Consider the following 19,196-nt stretch of genomic DNA (forward strand, 5'->3'; position numbering starts at 1 on the left):
GATGGCGAGAAGGCAAAACTTTATGGCTACCCAAGCAGCTTCGGTCAAAACGACGGCTCCGACCCCCACCCGCAAGAAACGCATTCGCAAAATTTTCGGTGACATTCACGAAGTCATCGAAATGCCGAATCTCATCGAGGTTCAGCGCGAATCATATGAGCAGTTTCTGCGTTCGGATCCATCGATCGGATATGTATCCGGCCTCGAAAAAACGCTGCGCAGCGTTTTCCCGATCCGCGATTTTGCCGGTACCGCCGAAATGGACTTCGTCAACTATCAGCTCGAAGATCCGAAATATAATGTCGACGAATGCCGTCAGCGGGGCATCACCTACGCCGCTCCGATGAAGGTCACGCTGCGCCTGATCGTGTTCGAGGTCGATCCCGAAACGGAAGCACGCTCGGTTCTCGATATCAAGGAGCAGGACGTTTATATGGGCGACATGCCTTTGATGACCAAGAACGGCACGTTCGTCATCAACGGCACAGAGCGCGTTATTGTCAGCCAGATGCACCGTTCGCCCGGCGTATTGTTTGACCATGACCGCGGCAAGACCCACTCGTCCGGCAAATTCCTCTTCGCCGCCCGTGTCATTCCGTACCGCGGCAGCTGGCTCGACTTTGAATTTGACGCCAAGGACATCGTCAACGTCCGTATCGACCGCAAGCGCAAGCTGCCGGTGACCGCATTGCTGCGTTCGCTGGGGGACGCAATTCTGGAAGTCAAGGAAAAGAAGCCTGATTTCAAGGTCGGCGAGATGGTTCGTGTCAGCGGCATGAAGCAGCCGGCTGAAATTCTGGAAATCGACGGCAGCCTGATCACCATCCGCGAACCGATGGGCGCGATCGAATTTAACGGCGGCAAGATCGAAGACGAAGGCCGCACCAAGAGCGCCGAAATCGTCAAAATCGTCAAGCAGGGCTATTCGGAAGAAGACATCCTGAACCTGTTCTACGACCGGATCGTTTACAAGCGCGCCAAAGATGGCTGGACCATTCCTTTCGTCGCCGAACAATGGCGCGGCATCAAGCCGACCTTTGACATCGTCGACGCGCAAAGCGGCGAAGTCGTTTTCGAAGCGGGCACAAAGATCACCCCGCGCGCCGCCAAGAAGGCCGAATCCGATGGCATGACGAATATCGTCATCCCGACCGAGGAGATTTTCGGTCGCTACAGCGCCTTTGACCTGATCAACGAGAAAACCGGTGAGATCTATATCGAGGCCGGCGACGAAGTAACCGCCGAAAATCTCGAGAAGATCGACAATGCCGGCATCGACGCGCTCGAGCTGCTCGACATCGATCACGTCACCACCGGTCCATGGATCCGCAACACGCTGAAGGTCGACAAGGCCGAAGACCGTGATGGCGCCCTGTCCGACATCTACCGCGTCATGCGCCCTGGCGAACCGCCAACGCGCGAAACCGCCGAAGCCCTGTTCGAAGGTCTGTTCTTCGATCCGGAGCGCTACGACCTTTCCGCCGTGGGCCGTGTCAAACTCAACATGCGTCTCGAACTGGATGCGCCTGCTGACTATACCATCCTGCGCAAGGAAGACATTCTCGCGGTCGTCAAAACCCTGGTCGATCTGAAAGACGGCAAGGGCGAAGTCGACGATATCGATAACCTCGGCAACCGTCGTGTCCGTTCGGTTGGCGAGCTGCTGGAAAACCAGTATCGCGTTGGCCTGCTCCGCATGGAGCGCGCGGTCAAGGAACGGATGAGCAGCGTCGATGTATCCACCGTGATGCCGAACGACCTGATCAACGCCAAACCTGCAGTTGCAACGGTTCGCGAATTCTTCGGCTCGTCGCAGCTGTCGCAGTTCATGGACCAGACCAACCCGCTTTCGGAAGTCACCCATAAACGCCGTGTTTCGGCCTTGGGCCCCGGTGGTCTGACCCGTGAACGCGCCGGCTTTGAAGTCCGCGACGTTCACCCGACCCATTATGGCCGTATCTGCCCGATTGAAACGCCGGAAGGCCCGAACATCGGTCTGATCAACTCGCTGGCATCGTTCAGCCGCGTCAACCAGTACGGCTTCATCGAGACGCCATATCGGAAAGTCGTCGACAACAAGGTTACCAATGACGTTGTCTATCTTTCCGCAATGGAGGAGCAGAAGCACACGGTCGCACAGGCAAACGCCGAGCTCAATGAAGACGGCAGCTTTGTCGAGGAAATCGTCTCCTCGCGTCAGGCTGGCGAATTCCTGATGGCGCCGCGCGACATCATCACGCTGATGGACGTCAGCCCGAAACAGCTGGTTTCGGTCGCGGCATCGCTCATTCCGTTTCTGGAAAACGATGACGCCAACCGCGCGCTCATGGGATCGAACATGCAACGTCAGGCCGTGCCTCTGGTAAAGGCGGAAGCGCCGTTTGTCGGCACAGGCATGGAAGAAACCGTGGCTCGCGACTCCGGCGCTGCCATCGCTGCCCGCCGCGCCGGCATCGTCGATCAGGTGGACGCCACCCGTATCGTCATCCGCGCATCGGGCGCAGTCGAAGCCGGCAAGTCCGGTGTCGACATCTACACGCTGCAGAAATTCCAGCGGTCCAACCAGAACACCTGCATCAACCAGCGTCCGCTGGTGAAAGTTGGCGAAATCGTCCAGCAGGGCGACACGATTGCCGACGGTCCGTCGACCGATATGGGCGAACTGGCACTCGGCAAGAACAGCCTCGTCGCCTTCATGCCCTGGAATGGCTACAACTACGAGGATAGTATCCTGATCTCCGAGCGGATCGTGAAAGACGACGTCTTCACCTCGATCCACATCGAAGAATTTGAGGTCATGGCCCGCGACACCAAGCTGGGGCCCGAAGACATCACCCGCGACATCCCGAACGTCGGCGAGGAGGCCCTGCGCAACCTCGACGAAGCAGGCATTGTCTACATCGGTGCGGAAATCGAACCTGGCGATATTCTCGTCGGCAAGATCACACCGAAGGGCGAATCGCCAATGACGCCGGAAGAAAAGCTTCTGCGCGCGATCTTTGGTGAAAAAGCTTCCGACGTTCGTGATACATCCCTGCGTCTGCCACCCGGCGTTGCCGGCACGGTGGTCGAAGTCCGCGTCTTCAACCGCCACGGCATCGACAAGGACGAGCGCGCGCTGGCGATCGAACGCGAGGAGATTGGCCGCTTTACCAAGGATCGTGACGACGAACGCGCCATCCTCAACCGCGCAACCTTCAACACGCTGAAAGACATGCTGATCGGCCAGACCGCGACCTCCGCGCCCAAGCCGATGAAGAAAGGTGCCACGATCACCGAGGAAAGCCTGTCCGAACTGGAACAGGTCGACTGGTGGAAAATTGCCGTCAAGGACGATCAGGTCCAGGCCGATTTCGAAGCCACTCGCCAGCAATATGACGAAGCGATCAAGCGGATCAACGAACGGTTCGAGGACCGTCGTGAGAAGCTGGAGCGCGGTGATGAACTGGCGCCGGGCGTCCTGAAAATGGTCAAGGTCTTTGTCGCGGTGAAGCGCAAGCTGCAGCCGGGCGACAAAATGGCCGGCCGTCACGGCAACAAGGGCGTTATCTCCCGCATTCTGCCACAGGAAGACATGCCGTTCCTCGAGGACGGCACCCCGGTTGACATCGTGCTCAACCCCTTGGGTGTGCCATCGCGAATGAACGTCGGACAGATTTTCGAAACCCATCTGGGCTGGGCCGCACGTGGTCTGGGTCAGCAGGTTACCGAAGCGCTGGAAGAATGGAAGCTGGCCAACCCCGATCCGCAGGCAGCATCACCGCCGGATGCAGTCAAGGAACGGCTGAAGGTGATCTACGGTGAGCAGTATCACGAGGATATCGACAGCCGTGACACGGCCGACATCGTCGAAATGGTCGGCCATCTGCGCCATGGTGTCCCGATGGGAACGCCGGTGTTTGATGGTGCCCATGAAGGCGATATTTCCGACATGCTGGAACTGGCAGGTCTGGATCGCAGCGGCCAGGTCGATCTTTACGATGGCCGGACCGGCGACAAGTTCGACCGCAAGGTGACCGTGGGCTATATCTACATGCTCAAATTGCACCATCTGGTCGACGACAAGATCCACGCCCGTTCGATCGGGCCTTACAGCCTTGTCACGCAGCAGCCACTGGGCGGTAAAGCACAATTCGGCGGACAGCGTTTCGGCGAAATGGAAGTCTGGGCATTGCAGGCCTACGGCGCGGCTTACACGTTGCAGGAAATGCTGACGGTCAAGTCGGACGATGTGATCGGCCGGACCAAGGTTTACGAAGCAATCGTCAAGGGCGACGATACATTCGAAGCCGGCGTTCCGGAAAGCTTCAATGTTCTGGTCAAGGAAATGCGGTCACTCGGCCTCAACGTCCAGCTCTCCAGCTTCGGTGACGAAGATGAAGACGGCGACGATGATGACGACGGCATTGCGATAGCGGCGGAGTGAAGCGCTAGTTTCACTCCTCCCAGCATTTGAAATTTGGGGCGAAAGCCCAAAAGGAATTAAGACATGAACCAAGTAACAAATTTTGCAAATCCGATCGCAAAGCCGGAAACTTTTGACCAGATCCAGATTGGCCTGGCCTCGCCGGAGCGTATTCGCAGCTGGTCCTTTGGTGAAATCAAGAAGCCGGAAACCATCAACTACCGGACCTTCAAGCCGGAACGCGATGGCCTGTTCTGCGCCCGCATCTTCGGTCCGGTAAAGGATTACGAATGCCTGTGCGGCAAGTACAAGCGCATGAAATACAAGGGCATCGTCTGCGAAAAATGCGGTGTCGAAGTCACGGTAACCAAGGTTCGCCGGGAACGCATGGGTCATATCGACCTTGCCGCTCCCGTTGCCCATATCTGGTTCCTGAAATCGCTGCCATCGCGCATCGGCCTGCTGCTCGACATGCAGCTCAAACAGCTCGAGCGCGTGCTCTATTTCGAAAGCTATGTGGTTATCGAACCCGGTTTGACGGCTCTGGAAAAATTCCAGCTGCTGACCGAAGACGAAATGCTGGAAGCACAGGATGAATATGGAGAAGACGCTTTCTCCGCCGGCATCGGTGCAGAAGCGGTCAAGATCATGCTGCAGGACCTCGACCTGAAGCAGGAACGTGACGATCTGATGGAAGAGCTGCGGACGACCAAGTCTACTCTGAAGCCCAAGAAGATCATCAAGCGCCTGAAAGTGGTCGAAAGCTTCATCGATTCCGGGAACAAGCCGGAATGGATGATTCTGGAAATCATTCCTGTGATCCCACCCGAGCTGCGCCCGCTGGTGCCTCTCGATGGCGGCCGTTTCGCGACTTCCGATCTCAACGACCTCTATCGTCGCGTGATCAACCGGAACAACCGTCTGAAGCGCCTGATGGAATTGCGCGCTCCCGACATCATCGTCCGCAACGAGAAGCGCATGCTTCAGGAATCGGTCGATGCGCTGTTTGACAACGGCCGTCGCGGCCGGACCATCACCGGTGCCAACAAGCGTCCGCTGAAATCGCTGTCCGACATGCTCAAGGGCAAACAGGGCCGTTTCCGGCAGAACCTGCTCGGAAAACGCGTCGACTATTCCGGCCGTTCGGTTATCGTGACCGGTCCCGAGCTGAAATTGCACCAGTGCGGCCTGCCGAAGAAAATGGCTCTCGAGCTGTTCAAGCCGTTTATCTATGCGCGCCTGGACGCCAAGGGCCTTTCGATGACGCTCAAGCAGGCCAAGAAATGGGTCGAAAAAGAGCGCAAGGAAGTCTGGGACATTCTGGAAGAAGTGATCCGCGAGCATCCTGTGATGCTGAACCGCGCACCCACGCTTCACCGTCTCGGCATCCAGGCCTTTGAACCGGTACTGATCGAAGGCAAGGCCATCCAGCTTCACCCGCTGGTCTGCTCCGCCTTCAACGCCGACTTTGACGGTGACCAAATGGCAGTCCACGTTCCCCTGAGCCTCGAGGCGCAGCTGGAAGCCCGCGTCCTGATGATGTCGACCAACAACATCCTCTCGCCAGCAAACGGCAAGCCGATCATCGTTCCGTCGCAGGATATGGTTCTGGGTATCTATTATCTGACAATGGATCGCAAAGGCGAGCCGGGCGAAGGCATGATGCTGGCCGACATGGCCGAAGTGCATCAGGCTCTCGAAATCGGCGCCGTGACCTTGCACTCCAAGATCACCACCCGGGTTCCTCAGACCGACGAAGATGGTAACCCCATTCTCAAGCGTTTCGAAACCACGCCTGGTCGCTTGCTGATCGCCGAATGTCTGCCGAAATCGCACCTGGTTCCGTTCGACATCGTCAACCGCCTGCTGACCAAGAAAGAGGTCGGCGACGTGATTGACCAGGTCTATCGTCACACCGGTCAGAAGGACACGGTCCTGTTCGCCGATGCGATCATGGGTCTTGGCTTCCGTCACGCATGCCGTGCCGGTATTTCCTTCGGCAAGGATGACATGATCATCCCGGATTCCAAGGATGCCACGGTTGAAGAAACCCGCGCCCTGGTCGCCGACTATGAACAGCAGTATCAGGACGGCCTGATCACGCAGCAGGAAAAATACAACAAGGTGATCGACGCCTGGTCCCGCTGTGGTGACACGGTTGCGAACGCGATGATGGACGAGCTGGCCGCGACGCCAGAGGACGAACATGGCCGCGAGCGCGAGATCAACGCGATCTACATGATGAGCCACTCCGGCGCCCGTGGTTCGCCAGCCCAGATGAAGCAGCTGGGCGGCATGCGCGGCCTGATGGCGAAACCTTCCGGCGAGATTATTGAAACACCGATTATCTCGAACTTTAAGGAAGGCCTGACGGTTCTGGAATATTTCAACTCCACCCACGGTGCCCGTAAGGGTCTCGCGGATACGGCGTTGAAAACGGCGAACTCGGGTTATCTGACCCGTCGTCTGGTCGACGTTTCCCAGGATTGCACGATCGTCGAGGAAGATTGCGGCACCGAAAATGCACTGGAGATGAAAGCCATCGTCCAGGGCGGTTCGGTTATCGCATCGCTGGGCGAACGTATTCTCGGCCGGACCATGGCTGAAGATATTATCGACAGCAAAGACGATAGCGTTGTGATCAAGGCCGGCACCCTGCTCGACGAAGCCGCCATATTGGTGATCGAGGAGCTCGGCATCCAGTCCGCGCGCATTCGCTCGCCGCTGGTCTGTGAATCGAAAATGGGTGTCTGCGGTACCTGCTACGGTCGTGATCTCGCCCGCGGTACTCCGGTGAATATCGGTGAAGCGGTTGGCGTTATCGCAGCCCAGTCGATCGGCGAACCGGGCACGCAGCTGACGATGCGGACATTCCACATCGGCGGCGCGGCACAGCTCAACGAGCAGTCCAATCTGGAAGCCGTTGCCGAAGGTACGGTCCAGTATCGTGACATGCCGGTGATCGAGGACAAGAACGGACGCTTCCTGTCGCTTGCCCGCTCGGGTGAAATCGCCGTGATCGACAACGACGGTCGCGAACGGTCTGCCGACAAGCTGCCCTATGGTACCAGCGTGCTGGTCAAGGACGGCCAGAAGGTGAAACTGGGCGATCGGCTGGCAGAATGGGATCCATTCACCATGCCGATGATCACCGAGAAACCCGGTGTGATCAAGTTCCAGGACGTCATCGAAGGCAAGACGATGACCGAGCAGACCGACGAAGCCACCGGTATCGCGCAGCGCGTGATCACCGAATATCGGGCTTCTGGTCGCGGCGCGAACAAGGAAGACCTCCGTCCGCGTCTGACTCTGCTGGACGAGAACAGCGGCGAAACCGGTCGCTACATGCTCGCCAATGGTGCAACCCTGTCGGTCGAAGACGGCGCCAAGGTTGCTGCCGGTGACGTACTGGCCCGTGTCTCTCGCGAAGCTGCGAAGACCCGTGACATTACCGGTGGTTTGCCACGGGTTGCCGAACTGTTCGAAGCGCGCATTCCGAAGGACAATTCGATCATCGCGAAGATCGATGGACGGATTGAATTCGTTCGCGATTATAAAGCGAAACGGAAGATCGCGATTGTTCCGGAAGAAGGCGAACCGGTCGAATATCTGGTGCCGAAGACGAAGGTCATCGACGTTCAGGAAGGCGATCTCGTCAAGAAGGGTGACAATCTGGTCTCCGGTTCTCCGGATCCGCATGACATTCTGGAAGTCCTCGGGGTCGAGGCTCTGGCCGAGTATCTCGTTTCGGAAATCCAGGAAGTCTATCGTCTGCAGGGCGTGAAAATCAACGACAAGCATATCGAGACGATCGTTCGTCAGATGCTGCAGAAAGTTGAAATCACCAATGGTGGTGACACCACCCTGCTGCCGGGCGAACAGGTCGATCTGGAGGAAATGCTCGAGTATAACGCCAAGCTGACCAAGAAGCAGGTTCCTGCCGAAGGTAAGCCGGTTCTTCTCGGCATCACCAAAGCCAGCCTGCAGACACGCAGCTTCATCTCTGCCGCCTCGTTCCAGGAAACCACCCGGGTGCTGACCCAGGCGGCAGTCGAAGGCAAGAAGGATCAGCTGATCGGTCTCAAGGAAAATGTGATCGTTGGTCGCCTGATCCCGGCCGGTACCGGTGCTGGCATGAACCGTGCGCGCATTGCGGCCACCAGCCGTGACGCGGCCCTGCGAGCGCAGCAGCAGAAAATGCTGGATGCGATGCAGGCGGCAGCCGACCTGAAGGCGGAAGAAGTAGCCAGCGCCGCTGCAGCTGCAGCTGCCGAGGCCGAGCCCACAGCCGAAGATGTGTTCGGTGAAACACCGGTCGAGGAAAGCTTGATCGCTGCGGATAGTGCCGAAGAACAGCACGAAGCCGAACTGGCGCAAGGTGATGAAGCCGCAACCGGTGACTCGCACATGGCGAAAACCATGGGCGACGGCATCGAAGCTGGAGACACCGAGGCTGCTCAGGCCAACGAGGACAAAGACGACGAATAGTCTTCCTCGTCAGGCAGTGATTTAAAAAAAGGCCCCGTTGGACTGATCCAGCGGGGCCTTTTTTCATCTCGTTTCCGCATCGGTGGTATAAGGGCTAGTAGCGTATCTCGCAGACCGACATCTTGCCCTGAATCGTGGTCCGCCACTGCCCGGTCCATTCGCCCCCTTGCGATGCAGCGACCGCCGGGCATTTGGTTCTTGCATCCTGCTGGTTCCAGATCGGGCCTGCATTCACATCGCGGGTCCGACTGACCGCTGGTGGCGCCGGGCGCGGTCGAGGCCGGGGCGTTGGCCGGAATACCGTTCTTTGTCGAGATGTAGACGTGATCCGGTACAGATCGGACTTGGCACCGCCGTTTTGGCCATAGCCAACCCATTTGCGATGCAGGTCCAGTTGCAATTGGACGTTGCGTGAACGGTCCTCCAGATAGACCGACCACTGGTCACGCCCGGTTTCGATGAAGCGGAATGTAGCCCGTCCCCGGTCATTATATTCGGTCCACCGCTCCGGCCCGGTCTGCTTGAAGCTGCCGCCGGAAAAGAACACCTGTTGGACATTGTGACCATTGGTCACGGCTCGCGCTACCGGAGAAGGTGACCGCACCCGGGCATCATTGCGATAGGCGCTGTCGATCCGGTAGAAGTCACGCTTCGGTCCGCCATTGTCGCCCAGCCGGATCCATTTGCGGTGGATATCTATTTGCAACTGCACATTGCGCGACGGATCGTCAAGATAGACCGACCAGTCATCCCGACCGGTCTCGTCGAATGTGAATCTCGCACGACCGTCCGCGCCATATTCTGTCCATTGCCCCCTGCCGGTTTTGCGGAAAAATCCGCCATTAAACTGCACCTCCGAGACATTATATCCGTTCACACCCTGTTGCTGCCTCTGGGCAAGCGCTGCATCGGAAAAGGCCAGTGATGTCGGTCCCAGCGCGGCAACGGTCAGGCCCATTGCCACCGCTTTGTTCAATAAATACATGGTTTCCCCATTTGATCTGGCGCGACCCGTAAAGAGCGTGCCACAAAGTGGGGGTGGTTACCAAGACTCTTTGAAAAACTACCAAAAAGTCCGCCAGGGGACGGCTGGCGGACTGCATGGCTCTCGGCGGGATGATGACGTCAGACTGATGCCACTTTTTCCAGCGCCTGATCGAGAGCAGCTTCGCCCTTCATCATCTGCTGGTCCGCCGCGATAATCGTCACGTCGGTGATCCCGACAAAGCCGAGGACATGACGCAGATAGCCGGAGGCAAAATCAATCTCGCTGCCCACTTCGGTGCCGCCCGATGCGATCAGCACATAGGCTTTCTTGCTCGTCAGCAGGCCTTCGGGGCCATTGGCAGTATATTGGAATGTCTTGCGGGCGCGGGCGATCAGGTCGATCCAGGCCTTCAGCGCTGCCGGTACCGCGAAATTATAGATCGGCGTGCCGATGACCAGCGTATCGGCCGCAACAATTTCATCGACCAGCGAATCCGACAGGGCCAATATCGACTTTTGCGCCTCCGTCCGGTCGGCTTCGTCGGTGAAATTCGCGCCTACCCAGTCCTCGGTTACAAAGGGAAGAGCGTCGGTAAGATCGCGAGTGACGACAAAATCCGGAGCCAGCTTTGCGATCACAGCATCGGTTAACGCGCGGGATGAAGAACCGACTTTGCGGGCACTGGCATCGACACGAAGGATATTGTTGGACTGGGTCATGATATTGCTACCTTTTTGCATGGATTGAATAAAAATGAGAGGGACGCTCGGGGGTCAGGGGGATACAGAGCGTCCCTCCGGATGCGGGGAGTTAAATTTGGGGCTCCCACGCTTCGACAAAGACAAATTCGGCTTCATCGATGGCTTCGATCTGTAGAGACGGCACATCCCGGATCGCCAGAGAATCGCGAGGACCGACCAGCTCGCCATTGACCCGAAGCTGACCGGTGGACCCGACCAGATAGACATGGGCACCATCCGCGATCTGATGATCGATTGTCGTTCCGCCACCAAGCGTAGCACCGTAGAGACGCGCATCCGCTCCGATCATCAGCGCACCACTATCGATATCCTGCTCGAAACCGCTTGCCAGAATTTCCAGCTGTCCGGCGCGATCGCCTTTGGGGAAAGCTTTCGCATCCCAGCGCGGCGCTCCACCGGCAGCACGCGGTTCGATCCATATCTGGAACAGGCGGGTCTGCTCGTCTTCCAGATTATATTCGCTGTGCATCACGCCAGTGCCGGCGCTCATCACCTGAATGTCGCCCGCCTCGGTACGGCCTTCATTGCCGAGATTGTCGCGGTGGGTAATGGCCCCTTCTCGGACATAGGTGATGATTTCCATATCCTTGTGGCCGTGCATCGGAAAACCGGTTTTCGGTCGGATCTCGTCATCATTCCACACCCGGATCGGGCCAAAGCCCATGCGGGCGGGGTCCCAATATTTACCGAAGGAAAAATGATGCCGGGCCTGCAACCAATCGTGGTCGACATACGCCAGATCCTTGAACTCTCGTTTCTCTATCATCGTCTTTCTCCTTTCGAGCGGCTTGCGTTCCCGCTCTGCTTGGATGGGAGATAGGCCAAGATATCCGTTTCCAAAATATCGAATTTTGAATTTGATTGTTTCTGATAATTATATAATATTCTCCCATGGCATTACCCGATTATGAAGCATGGGCGATCTTCGCGACGGTGGCGCGGCTGGGCAGCTTCACCGCTACTGCGCAGGAACTGGCGCTGTCGAAACCGACAATCTCGAAGGCAATATCCCGGCTTGAAGGGTCACTTGGTACCGTTTTGTTTCACCGGACGTCGCGCAAGATTTCGCTCTCTTCAGCAGGCAAAGCCCTTCTCCCGCATGCCCGGCAAATAGCAATGGATGGTGAAGCCGCGATGGAAGCCGCGCGCGATACCACCCATTTGCTGCAGGGACAGGTCCGCCTGGCCGCCCCGCTGAGCTACGGCCTTTCGCATCTCGCGCCGGTGATTGCCGACTTCATGTGCGCCTATCCGGAAATCACTGTCGATCTGCAGCTCAACGACGCGCGGGTTGATCTGGTCGAAGAAGGCTTTGATTGCGCCATTCGCATTGGCGCCCTCCCCGACAGCAGCCTGCGAGCCGTCAGGGTCCGCAAAATGGACGGTTATTTTATTGCCGCCCCGAGTTATATCGAGCGCAATGGCCAACCGCAGATTCCAGCTGACCTGAACGAACATGATTGCTTCATCTATTCGAATACGCCGAGTCCGGAGCATTGGCCGATCATCCGCCCGGATGGCCATATCACCAATATACGCCCAACATGCCGGTTCCGCAGCAACAATGGCGATGTAATGTTGCCTGCCTTGATAGCGGGACGGGGCGTGGGATATCTGCCTGATTTCCTCTGTCGGCCGGCACTGGACTCAGGGGATCTGGTCAACATTCTTCCCAATCATCATATGGGCGATCTCGCGCTCAATATCGTCATGCCCCCTTCCCGCTTGCGACCGGCTCGCGTGGACGCACTGGTTGATTTTCTGAAGGACAATCTGCGCTGAACTGCACCGTCTGCAGTTTCGCTGTCCTACATCCTGGGGATTTAGTAGTCTTGCACCATGACCCATGAAATGCTGATCCTACCTATTGATACAAAACGCTTTTCCGCCAGTTATTGGAGATGTCCGATGCCTCTTGGCTTGCCGACAAAGACCGCCAAGGTGATTTTTTCTTAACTGTGTAAAGTGTGTAAAGTTCATCAGGAAAACAGGCCCGAAAATTAATGCCGCTCGAGACCATCTTGCTTTTTGTCGTTGCTGACCTGATGTTTTGCTTTACCCCGGGGCCGGCCACCATGGTCACCGTCAGCCATGCTCTGCCCCACGGTCCGGCGGGCGGCATGCGCGGCGCACTTGGGCCGATTGTCGGGGTCAATATTGGCAATTTTATCTGGTATGGTCTAACCGCCCTCGGGCTGATTGCTTTGATCAACGCCGTTCCGTCCGTCTATGCCGCGCTCCGTTGGATCGGTGTCGGCTATTTGATATGGATGGGGTTCCAGATGCTGAAGAGCGCAAACCGCAAGCTCGCCAACCAGTCCGCCCGCAAAGCCAGCTTCCAAAGAGGATTGTTCAATGGACTGGCGGTCCACATGTCCAATCCCAAGGCGCTCTTGTTCTACACTGCGTTCATCCCGCCGTTCATCGACCCGAGCGGAAATCTGATGCTGCAATTTGCAATCCTGGCCGCCCTGACCATATTCACGGAAACCACCGGTCTGACCTTTTATGCCGCGCTCGCTTCGAGGGCGCGCAATCTGGCCAATGCTGATCAGGCCCAGCCTGTTTTTCAGAAGATCGCGGCGGTAATATTGCTGTGTGCGGCGTTGATATTGGCTTGGTGGAACCTCACCGACAGTGCATTGCAAAATGTATTCAACTGGCCGCAAGGAAAAATGGGTTAAATGCATATCATGATCCGAATCTGGCTCTCCCTCCTTGTCCTCAGCGCTGCTGCGCCATTATCTGCACAGAAGGTATCTGGTGACGGGATCGATGCAGACACGATTTTAGCGCTAAAAGGCCTGCAACTGTTGGACCAGCGCATGAACGCTATCGGCTATCGCCTGACCACCGCCAACGCAGCCTTCTGTGATCCAAAAGCCGCTAGCAGCGGTCTGCTGCTGAATGATGTCGCCCAATATGCCGATCAGGAAACCGCGCGTTTCGCTCTTGGGTTCGATGCTCCGATCGGAATTACGGCGGTGGCTCCGGACAGCCCGGCCGAGGCGGCAAAATTATCACCGGGCAATAGCCTGCTGGCAATCAACAATATCGCAATTGAGGATATTGCGACCGATGAACCGGAGTCGGAGGATCAGCCTCCAGCCTATCGAAGGATAGACACGATCAACCGCACCCTGCAGCAGCAGCTCGCCGCGGGTACTGTGCAATTGACGATTGCGGAAGGCGGTATAAGCAAAACTGTTCCGGTCGAAGCGGTTCAGACCTGTCCCGGACAGTTCCAGGTCCGGGTCAGTGCCGACCGCAGTGCTACAGCCGATGGCAAACTGGTCAGCGTCTCGTCACGGCTCGCCGAATATTTTCTGAGCGACGACGAATTTGCCGCAGTCGTCGCCCATGAACTGGCGCATAATCTGCTCAAACATCGCGACAGGCTCGACGCGCAGAACGTCAATCGCGGCTTTTTCGGGCAATTGGGCAAGAGCGCCGGACGGATCAGGGAAACCGAGATCGAGGCAGACCGGCTATCGGTCTGGCTGATGGCCAACGCCGGCTATGACCCGCAGGCCGCAATCCGATTCTGGACGCGCTATGGCAAGGAACATGGCAAAGGTATATTCTCCGCCTCCACCCATTATCGCTGGAAAAAACGCGTGCAGCTGTTCGAGGAGGAAATCGCGAAAATGGCCGCGATGAAACCCGTCGAGGGGAAATATGCGCCACCGTTGCTGACGGGAACCGACTGACTCAATCGTCGTCCTTGTAGGCATCCTTGCAGTTGCGGCGCTCCTGCTTGTCGCGGGCTTCATCGAGACATAGATCGCGCTGCTTCTTGCGGTCGGCCAGCGCCTTGCGCCCGAGATCCTCTTCCCTTTCGGACTGGGTCTGGGTGGTCGCATCCACCGCCGTCTCGACGACCGTCCCGGCGGCCCGGAACGGCGCGGTCACGATTTTGCTGACGCAGCCGGACAACAGAAGAGGGACGAGAGCCGCCGCCAACAGGGGTGATATGCGCATGACAAACTCCTCAATTATTCTGCATAGACATCATGCCGGCCGCAAGGATCAGGTCTCCGCCAGCATGGCCTCCGCCATCGCCCTTATGTCGCTGCCCATATCCGGATGCGCCAAGGCCATTGCCAGATTGGCTTCGACATAACCCTGTTTCGATCCGCAATCGTAGCGCTTGCCGTCAAAGGTCATGCCGTGGAACGGCTGCTGGCCGATCATTTGTGCCATTGCATCGGTCAACTGGATTTCACCACCTGCGCCCGCTGCCTGCGTTTCCAGAATCCGCATCACTTCCGGTTGCAGGATATAGCGGCCAGGCAGGATGAGATTGGACGGCGCCGTGCCGGCCGCGGGCTTCTCGACGAGCCCCTTGACCTCGGTGATGGGGCCGTCGCGATAGCCGGGATCAATAACACCATAAGATGGCGTTTTCTCGATCGGAATCTCGAGCGCACAGACGATATTGCCGCCAAGCTTGTTATAGGCGTCGACCATCTGCTTCATGCATCCGGGCGAACCGACCATGAATTCGTCCGGCAGGAAAATCGCGAAAGGTTCGTCACCGATAATGTCGCGCGCGCACCAGATGGCGTGGCCGAGACCCAGCGGCTCCTGCTGCCGCACAAAGACACAGTCGCCGGGGGTGAGCCGGGTCCCCTCCAGAACCGAACGGTCTTTCGACCGGTCCTCCATCGTCCGTTCCAGTTCATACGCCATGTCGAAATGATCCTCGATCATCCCCTTGCCGCGGCCATTCACGAAAATCATCTGCTCGATGCCCGCCTCCAGAGCCTCGTCGACAGCATATTGCAGCAACGGCCGGTCGACGATCGGGAACAGTTCCTTCGGCATAACCTTGGTCGCTGGAAGAAAGCGTGTGCCCATACCGGCGACGGGGAAAACGGCTTTTTTGATGGGTTTCATAATTCTGTTCTAGTCCTTCAACTTGTTGGCAAAACTGGTCCGCAATTTTTGTAGTTTCGGAGGGATGGTCGCGACACAATACGGATTGCTGCGTCCTTCGTCAGCCCAATATTGCTGGTGGTAATCTTCCGCTACATACCATGGTGCCGGCCCTTCGATGGTGGTCACTACCGCTTCTGCACGTCCTTCTGCCGCGCGCTTAATGCCGGCTTCGGCTGCAGCCCGCTGATCCTCGTCGAGCGGGAAAATCGCCGAGCGGTATTGGGTTCCGACATCATTGCCCTGCCGGTTGAGTTGCGTCGGATCATGGGTGGCGAAGAAAATATCGAGCAAATCGGCATAGCTGACCACATCATCGTCGAATTCGATCTTGATCGCCTCTGCATGACCCGTCGTGCCGGAACAGACCTCGCGGTAGGTCGGGTCGGGTTTTTCTCCGCCAATATAGCCGCTCTCAACGGATGTGACTCCGGCAATATCGTTGAACACCGCTTCGGTGCACCAAAAACAGCCACCGGCAAAAATGGCCTCCTGCTTTGCCATAGTATCTCCTTTACTGGGCGGCTGCATCGCCCCCTTCATTTGCATTCCGGCTCGCCTCATCGCGTCTGGCGACCAGAAGATACATGGCGGGTGTTACCACGCGAGACAAGAGGGTCGAACTGACCAACCCGCCGATGATGATCCCGGCCAGCGGTGCATAGAGGGCCCCGCCCCAGAGCGCGAGCGGTGTCAAACCGCCAATCGCCGTGATCGACGTGAGCAATACCGGCAGGAACCGGACCTCTCCGGCTTTCTCGATCGCTTCGCGCAACTCCATGCCCTCCGCGCGCAACTGGCTGGTAAAATCGACCAGCAAAATCGAGTTTTTGATTTCAATTCCGATCAACGCGATAAAGCCGATAAGCGCCATTACGCTCAGCGAGTTGCCCGTGAAATACAGGGCGAGAATACCCCCAAACGTCCCCAGAGGGATGACCCCCGCCACGACGATGGTCTCCCGGAACCGCCTGAACTCGGCAACCAGAACGGCAAAAATCAGCATGAAAGCTGTCAGGATCAACGGGCCAAAATTACCGAAGGTCTCACCAATTTCCTCGGCCTCGCCACCGATCGACCATTCATATCCTTCCGGGAAGTCGATCTGCTGTAACTTTTCAACCGCTCGGTCGTTGACCGTCGAGGGCACTTCCCCGAAATCGACCTGAGCCGTGACGAGGACCGTTCTTTGCAATTGATGACGCTGGATTTGCGGGGTCACATTGGTGAGCTTGGGATCCGTGATCTGGGCCAACGGAACCGGATCGCCGGCGCGCGTGGCAACGTAGATCTTGTCCAACACGGATATCGGAAGACTATCCTCAAACGGGAAGCGAACGGTTACCGGATAATTGTCCCCTTCCTTATCCCGGAAATAGGCCGCCTGCTCGCCGCTGATTGCGAGCCTGACAGCCCGCCGCGGCTCACCGGACGGAATATCCAGCAGTGCCGCCTTCTGTTCATTCAAGCCGATGTCGAGGTCGATCTTGTCTGTTTCTACCGGATTGACAATATCCCGGGCACCCGGCGTCTCGCGCAAGACATCGGCAATCGTGCCAGACAATTGCTTGAGCATATCCAGTTCCGGGCCGGACACCCGAATGACAATCGGCGCTTCCACCGGCGTTCCATTTTGAAAGAGCTCAATCTTCACCCGAGCGCCAGCAATCTGATCGAGCTGCGCCCGCAACCGGTCGATCATCTCCGGCCCTTCGCGAGTATCCCATTCGTCGAGAACCGCCAATACTTCCCCATAATTGATGCGCTCGGCTCGTGGTCCGACATTATAATACACTTGGGGATTGCCGTTGCCGATATTCTCTGCGCGTACCTTTATGCTCGGCTCGCTTTCCAGAATTCTGGTCACCTCCGCTACGATCCGGTCCGTACGATCAAGACTGCTGCCTTGTTCCGCTTCGACCGAAACCCGGAAATAGGGGGCGTCGGCAAAAGGAAATAGCGAGAAACCCAGCTTAGGCACCAGCGCGAAGGCGGAGAGACACAGGAGCATGGCGATCAATACTGTCTTGACCGGCGCGCCCAGCGCAATGTGAAGGAGAGGTCGGTAGAAGCGCTGAATCTTGCCATTGACCCAGCGCAACGCCCGATTGCCTTCCGGATTCTCGTCGCGTCGCAACATACGGCTGGCGAGGAAGGGAATCAGGGACAGTGAGATGACCAGAGAAGAAATCACCGTCGCGATAATCGCGATGAAAAAGGATCGGGTGTAGACCCCAGCACCGCTGGGCAAAAACAGTAACGGCACAAAGGCGAGGACCAATACGGCGGTAGATCCGATCACCGCTGCGCGGATTTCCAGACAGGCTTCGATCGCCGCCTGGGTTCTGGTTTTACCCATGCGTAAATGGCGCGCGATATTTTCGGTTACAACGATACTGTCATCGACCAGCAACCCGAGCGACACGATAAAACCGGCTATTGAAAGCTGGCTGAGATTATATCCCATCGCATATAGCACTAACAGTCCGGAGGCGAGAGAGAGTGGGATGGAAATCATGACAATGCCCGAGGACCGTAATCCAAGGGGCAAAAGCGTAAAAATCACCAAAGCAATAGCGATAGTGAAGTCACGCGTCAGTTCATTCAATCGCCTTTTCACGTCGCGGCTCTGGTCAAACTGCATGGCCAGTTCAATGTCCGGAGGCAAAACCAGCCGCTGCTGATCCATTACGGCATCAAGATCCTTCTTCAGCCGCGTGACATCCACCGCATCTTTTTGCGTGACCGTGAGAAATACCGCCCGCTGACCATTGTGCCGGGTGCGGTAAAGCTGCTCTTCTGCTCCCCATCTAACCTCTGCAACATCGTCTACAGTCAGCAGCGAGCCGCTCGATGCCCGCAGCGGCAATCCCCGAATGGTATCAAGTTCGCGAAACGCGCCGCCGGCTTCGACGTTCAGCCTGCGTTCGCCGCTCTGGACCGCGCCGCCGGGCAAGTCAGCGCCACCCTGACGAATGGCGTCAGCGATTGCGCTGGCCGGGACCCGGAGCTCGGAAAGCCGCTCTGGTTTGACTTCGACGCTGACTTCAGGCTGGGGCAGTCCGAAAATCCGGGCTTCCCGTACACCGGGATTGCGCATGAATACGTCCGCCATGTCTTCCGCATATTTTTCCATCCGCCGCCACGAGGCAGTTGCGCTGACCAGTGCCACCTGCATGACCGAGGCCTCGGTCGTGCGGATCTTGCGGAATTCCAGTTTCTGTAATGCGGCCGGCATGTCATCGCGAATTGCGGACACTTCCCGCACCACGTCGTCGAAATATCCGTCGACATCGCCCGACCACTGGCTGAATTCCACCCGAATGACAGTACCACCATCGGTGCTCGTCGATTGCACCTTTGCAATATCGTCAAGTCCCTGAACGACATCTTCTATCGGCTTCGCAATGGTCTCTTCCATTTCCTGCGCATCGGCCCCCGGCTGGATCGCGATGATATTGACAGCAGGAATAGGGAAATGCGGATCGACGGCCTTGGGAATTCCGCTGAGCGCGCTCAACCCCAGCAATGCAAGCAGGAGAAACAGGACCGAAGTGAGCTGCCATCGGGAAATCACGAAACGGGCAAGCATCTCAGATCCGGCAATCGCTGTATA

General features: G+C 57.4%; 12 protein-coding genes. 5 read left to right on the plus strand and 7 right to left on the minus strand.

Features of this window, described 5'->3' with window-relative positions; translation table 11 throughout:
* Positions 1-22 precede the first annotated feature (22 nt).
* Both rpoB and rpoC read left to right on the plus strand, forming a co-directional pair.
* A complete protein-coding gene (gene rpoB, locus SPHFLASMR4Y_RS09840) occupies positions 23-4,426 on the plus strand; it encodes a DNA-directed RNA polymerase subunit beta (protein ID WP_089133384.1) in 4,404 nt (1,467 codons plus the stop codon).
* 63 nt (positions 4,427-4,489) lie between these two features.
* Positions 4,490-8,893 (plus strand): DNA-directed RNA polymerase subunit beta', encoded by a 4,404-nt coding sequence (gene rpoC / locus SPHFLASMR4Y_RS09845; RefSeq protein WP_089133385.1) that lies wholly within the window; start codon positions 4,490-4,492, stop codon positions 8,891-8,893.
* A gap of 94 nt (positions 8,894-8,987) precedes the next feature.
* On the opposite strand, the gene SPHFLASMR4Y_RS09850 is transcribed toward rpoC, so the two are convergent.
* The 3 genes from SPHFLASMR4Y_RS09850 to SPHFLASMR4Y_RS09860 form a co-directional block, all read right to left on the minus strand.
* Positions 8,988-9,878 (minus strand): mannan-binding lectin, encoded by an 891-nt coding sequence (locus tag SPHFLASMR4Y_RS09850; protein WP_222102923.1) that lies wholly within the window; start codon positions 9,876-9,878, stop codon positions 8,988-8,990.
* A gap of 140 nt (positions 9,879-10,018) precedes the next feature.
* On the minus strand, positions 10,019-10,600 hold the full coding sequence (locus SPHFLASMR4Y_RS09855; protein WP_089133386.1) for an FMN-dependent NADH-azoreductase: 582 nt from the start codon (positions 10,598-10,600) through the stop codon (positions 10,019-10,021).
* Between the two features lie 91 nt (positions 10,601-10,691).
* Positions 10,692-11,408: a pirin family protein gene (locus SPHFLASMR4Y_RS09860; RefSeq protein ID WP_089133387.1), complete on the minus strand. Its 717-nt coding sequence runs from the start codon at positions 11,406-11,408 to the stop codon at positions 10,692-10,694.
* Between the two features lie 125 nt (positions 11,409-11,533).
* On the opposite strand from SPHFLASMR4Y_RS09860, the gene SPHFLASMR4Y_RS09865 reads away from it, so the two are divergent.
* The 3 genes from SPHFLASMR4Y_RS09865 to SPHFLASMR4Y_RS09875 all read left to right on the plus strand — a co-directional run bounded on the left by SPHFLASMR4Y_RS09865 (position 11,534) and on the right by SPHFLASMR4Y_RS09875 (position 14,352).
* Positions 11,534-12,424, plus strand: coding sequence for a LysR family transcriptional regulator (locus tag SPHFLASMR4Y_RS09865; RefSeq protein WP_089133388.1), 891 nt, complete (start codon positions 11,534-11,536; stop codon positions 12,422-12,424).
* A 221-nt stretch (positions 12,425-12,645) separates the two neighbouring features.
* Positions 12,646-13,326 (plus strand): LysE family translocator, encoded by a 681-nt coding sequence (locus SPHFLASMR4Y_RS09870; protein WP_089133389.1) that lies wholly within the window; start codon positions 12,646-12,648, stop codon positions 13,324-13,326.
* On the plus strand, positions 13,327-14,352 hold the full coding sequence (locus SPHFLASMR4Y_RS09875) for a M48 family metallopeptidase (RefSeq protein WP_089133390.1): 1,026 nt from the start codon (positions 13,327-13,329) through the stop codon (positions 14,350-14,352).
* A gap of 1 nt (position 14,353) precedes the next feature.
* Here SPHFLASMR4Y_RS09875 and SPHFLASMR4Y_RS09880 read toward each other — a convergent pair whose 3' ends face one another.
* From SPHFLASMR4Y_RS09880 to SPHFLASMR4Y_RS09895, 4 genes are read right to left on the minus strand one after another with little or no spacing between them, the layout of a single operon-like run.
* Positions 14,354-14,623 (minus strand): DUF6726 family protein, encoded by a 270-nt coding sequence (locus SPHFLASMR4Y_RS09880; protein ID WP_089133391.1) that lies wholly within the window; start codon positions 14,621-14,623, stop codon positions 14,354-14,356.
* A gap of 48 nt (positions 14,624-14,671) precedes the next feature.
* Complete coding sequence (locus SPHFLASMR4Y_RS09885; protein WP_089133392.1) at positions 14,672-15,541, minus strand: UTP--glucose-1-phosphate uridylyltransferase; 870 nt, start codon at positions 15,539-15,541, stop codon at positions 14,672-14,674.
* Positions 15,542-15,550: 9 nt separating this feature from the next.
* Positions 15,551-16,084: a peptide-methionine (S)-S-oxide reductase MsrA gene (gene msrA, locus SPHFLASMR4Y_RS09890; protein WP_089133393.1), complete on the minus strand. Its 534-nt coding sequence runs from the start codon at positions 16,082-16,084 to the stop codon at positions 15,551-15,553.
* A gap of 10 nt (positions 16,085-16,094) precedes the next feature.
* Positions 16,095-19,172, minus strand: coding sequence for an efflux RND transporter permease subunit (locus SPHFLASMR4Y_RS09895; RefSeq protein WP_089133394.1), 3,078 nt, complete (start codon positions 19,170-19,172; stop codon positions 16,095-16,097).
* Positions 19,173-19,196: the final 24 nt, after the last annotated feature.

Source organism: Sphingorhabdus sp. SMR4y, assembly GCF_002218195.1.
Taxonomy (GTDB): Bacteria; Pseudomonadota; Alphaproteobacteria; order Sphingomonadales; family Sphingomonadaceae; genus Parasphingorhabdus.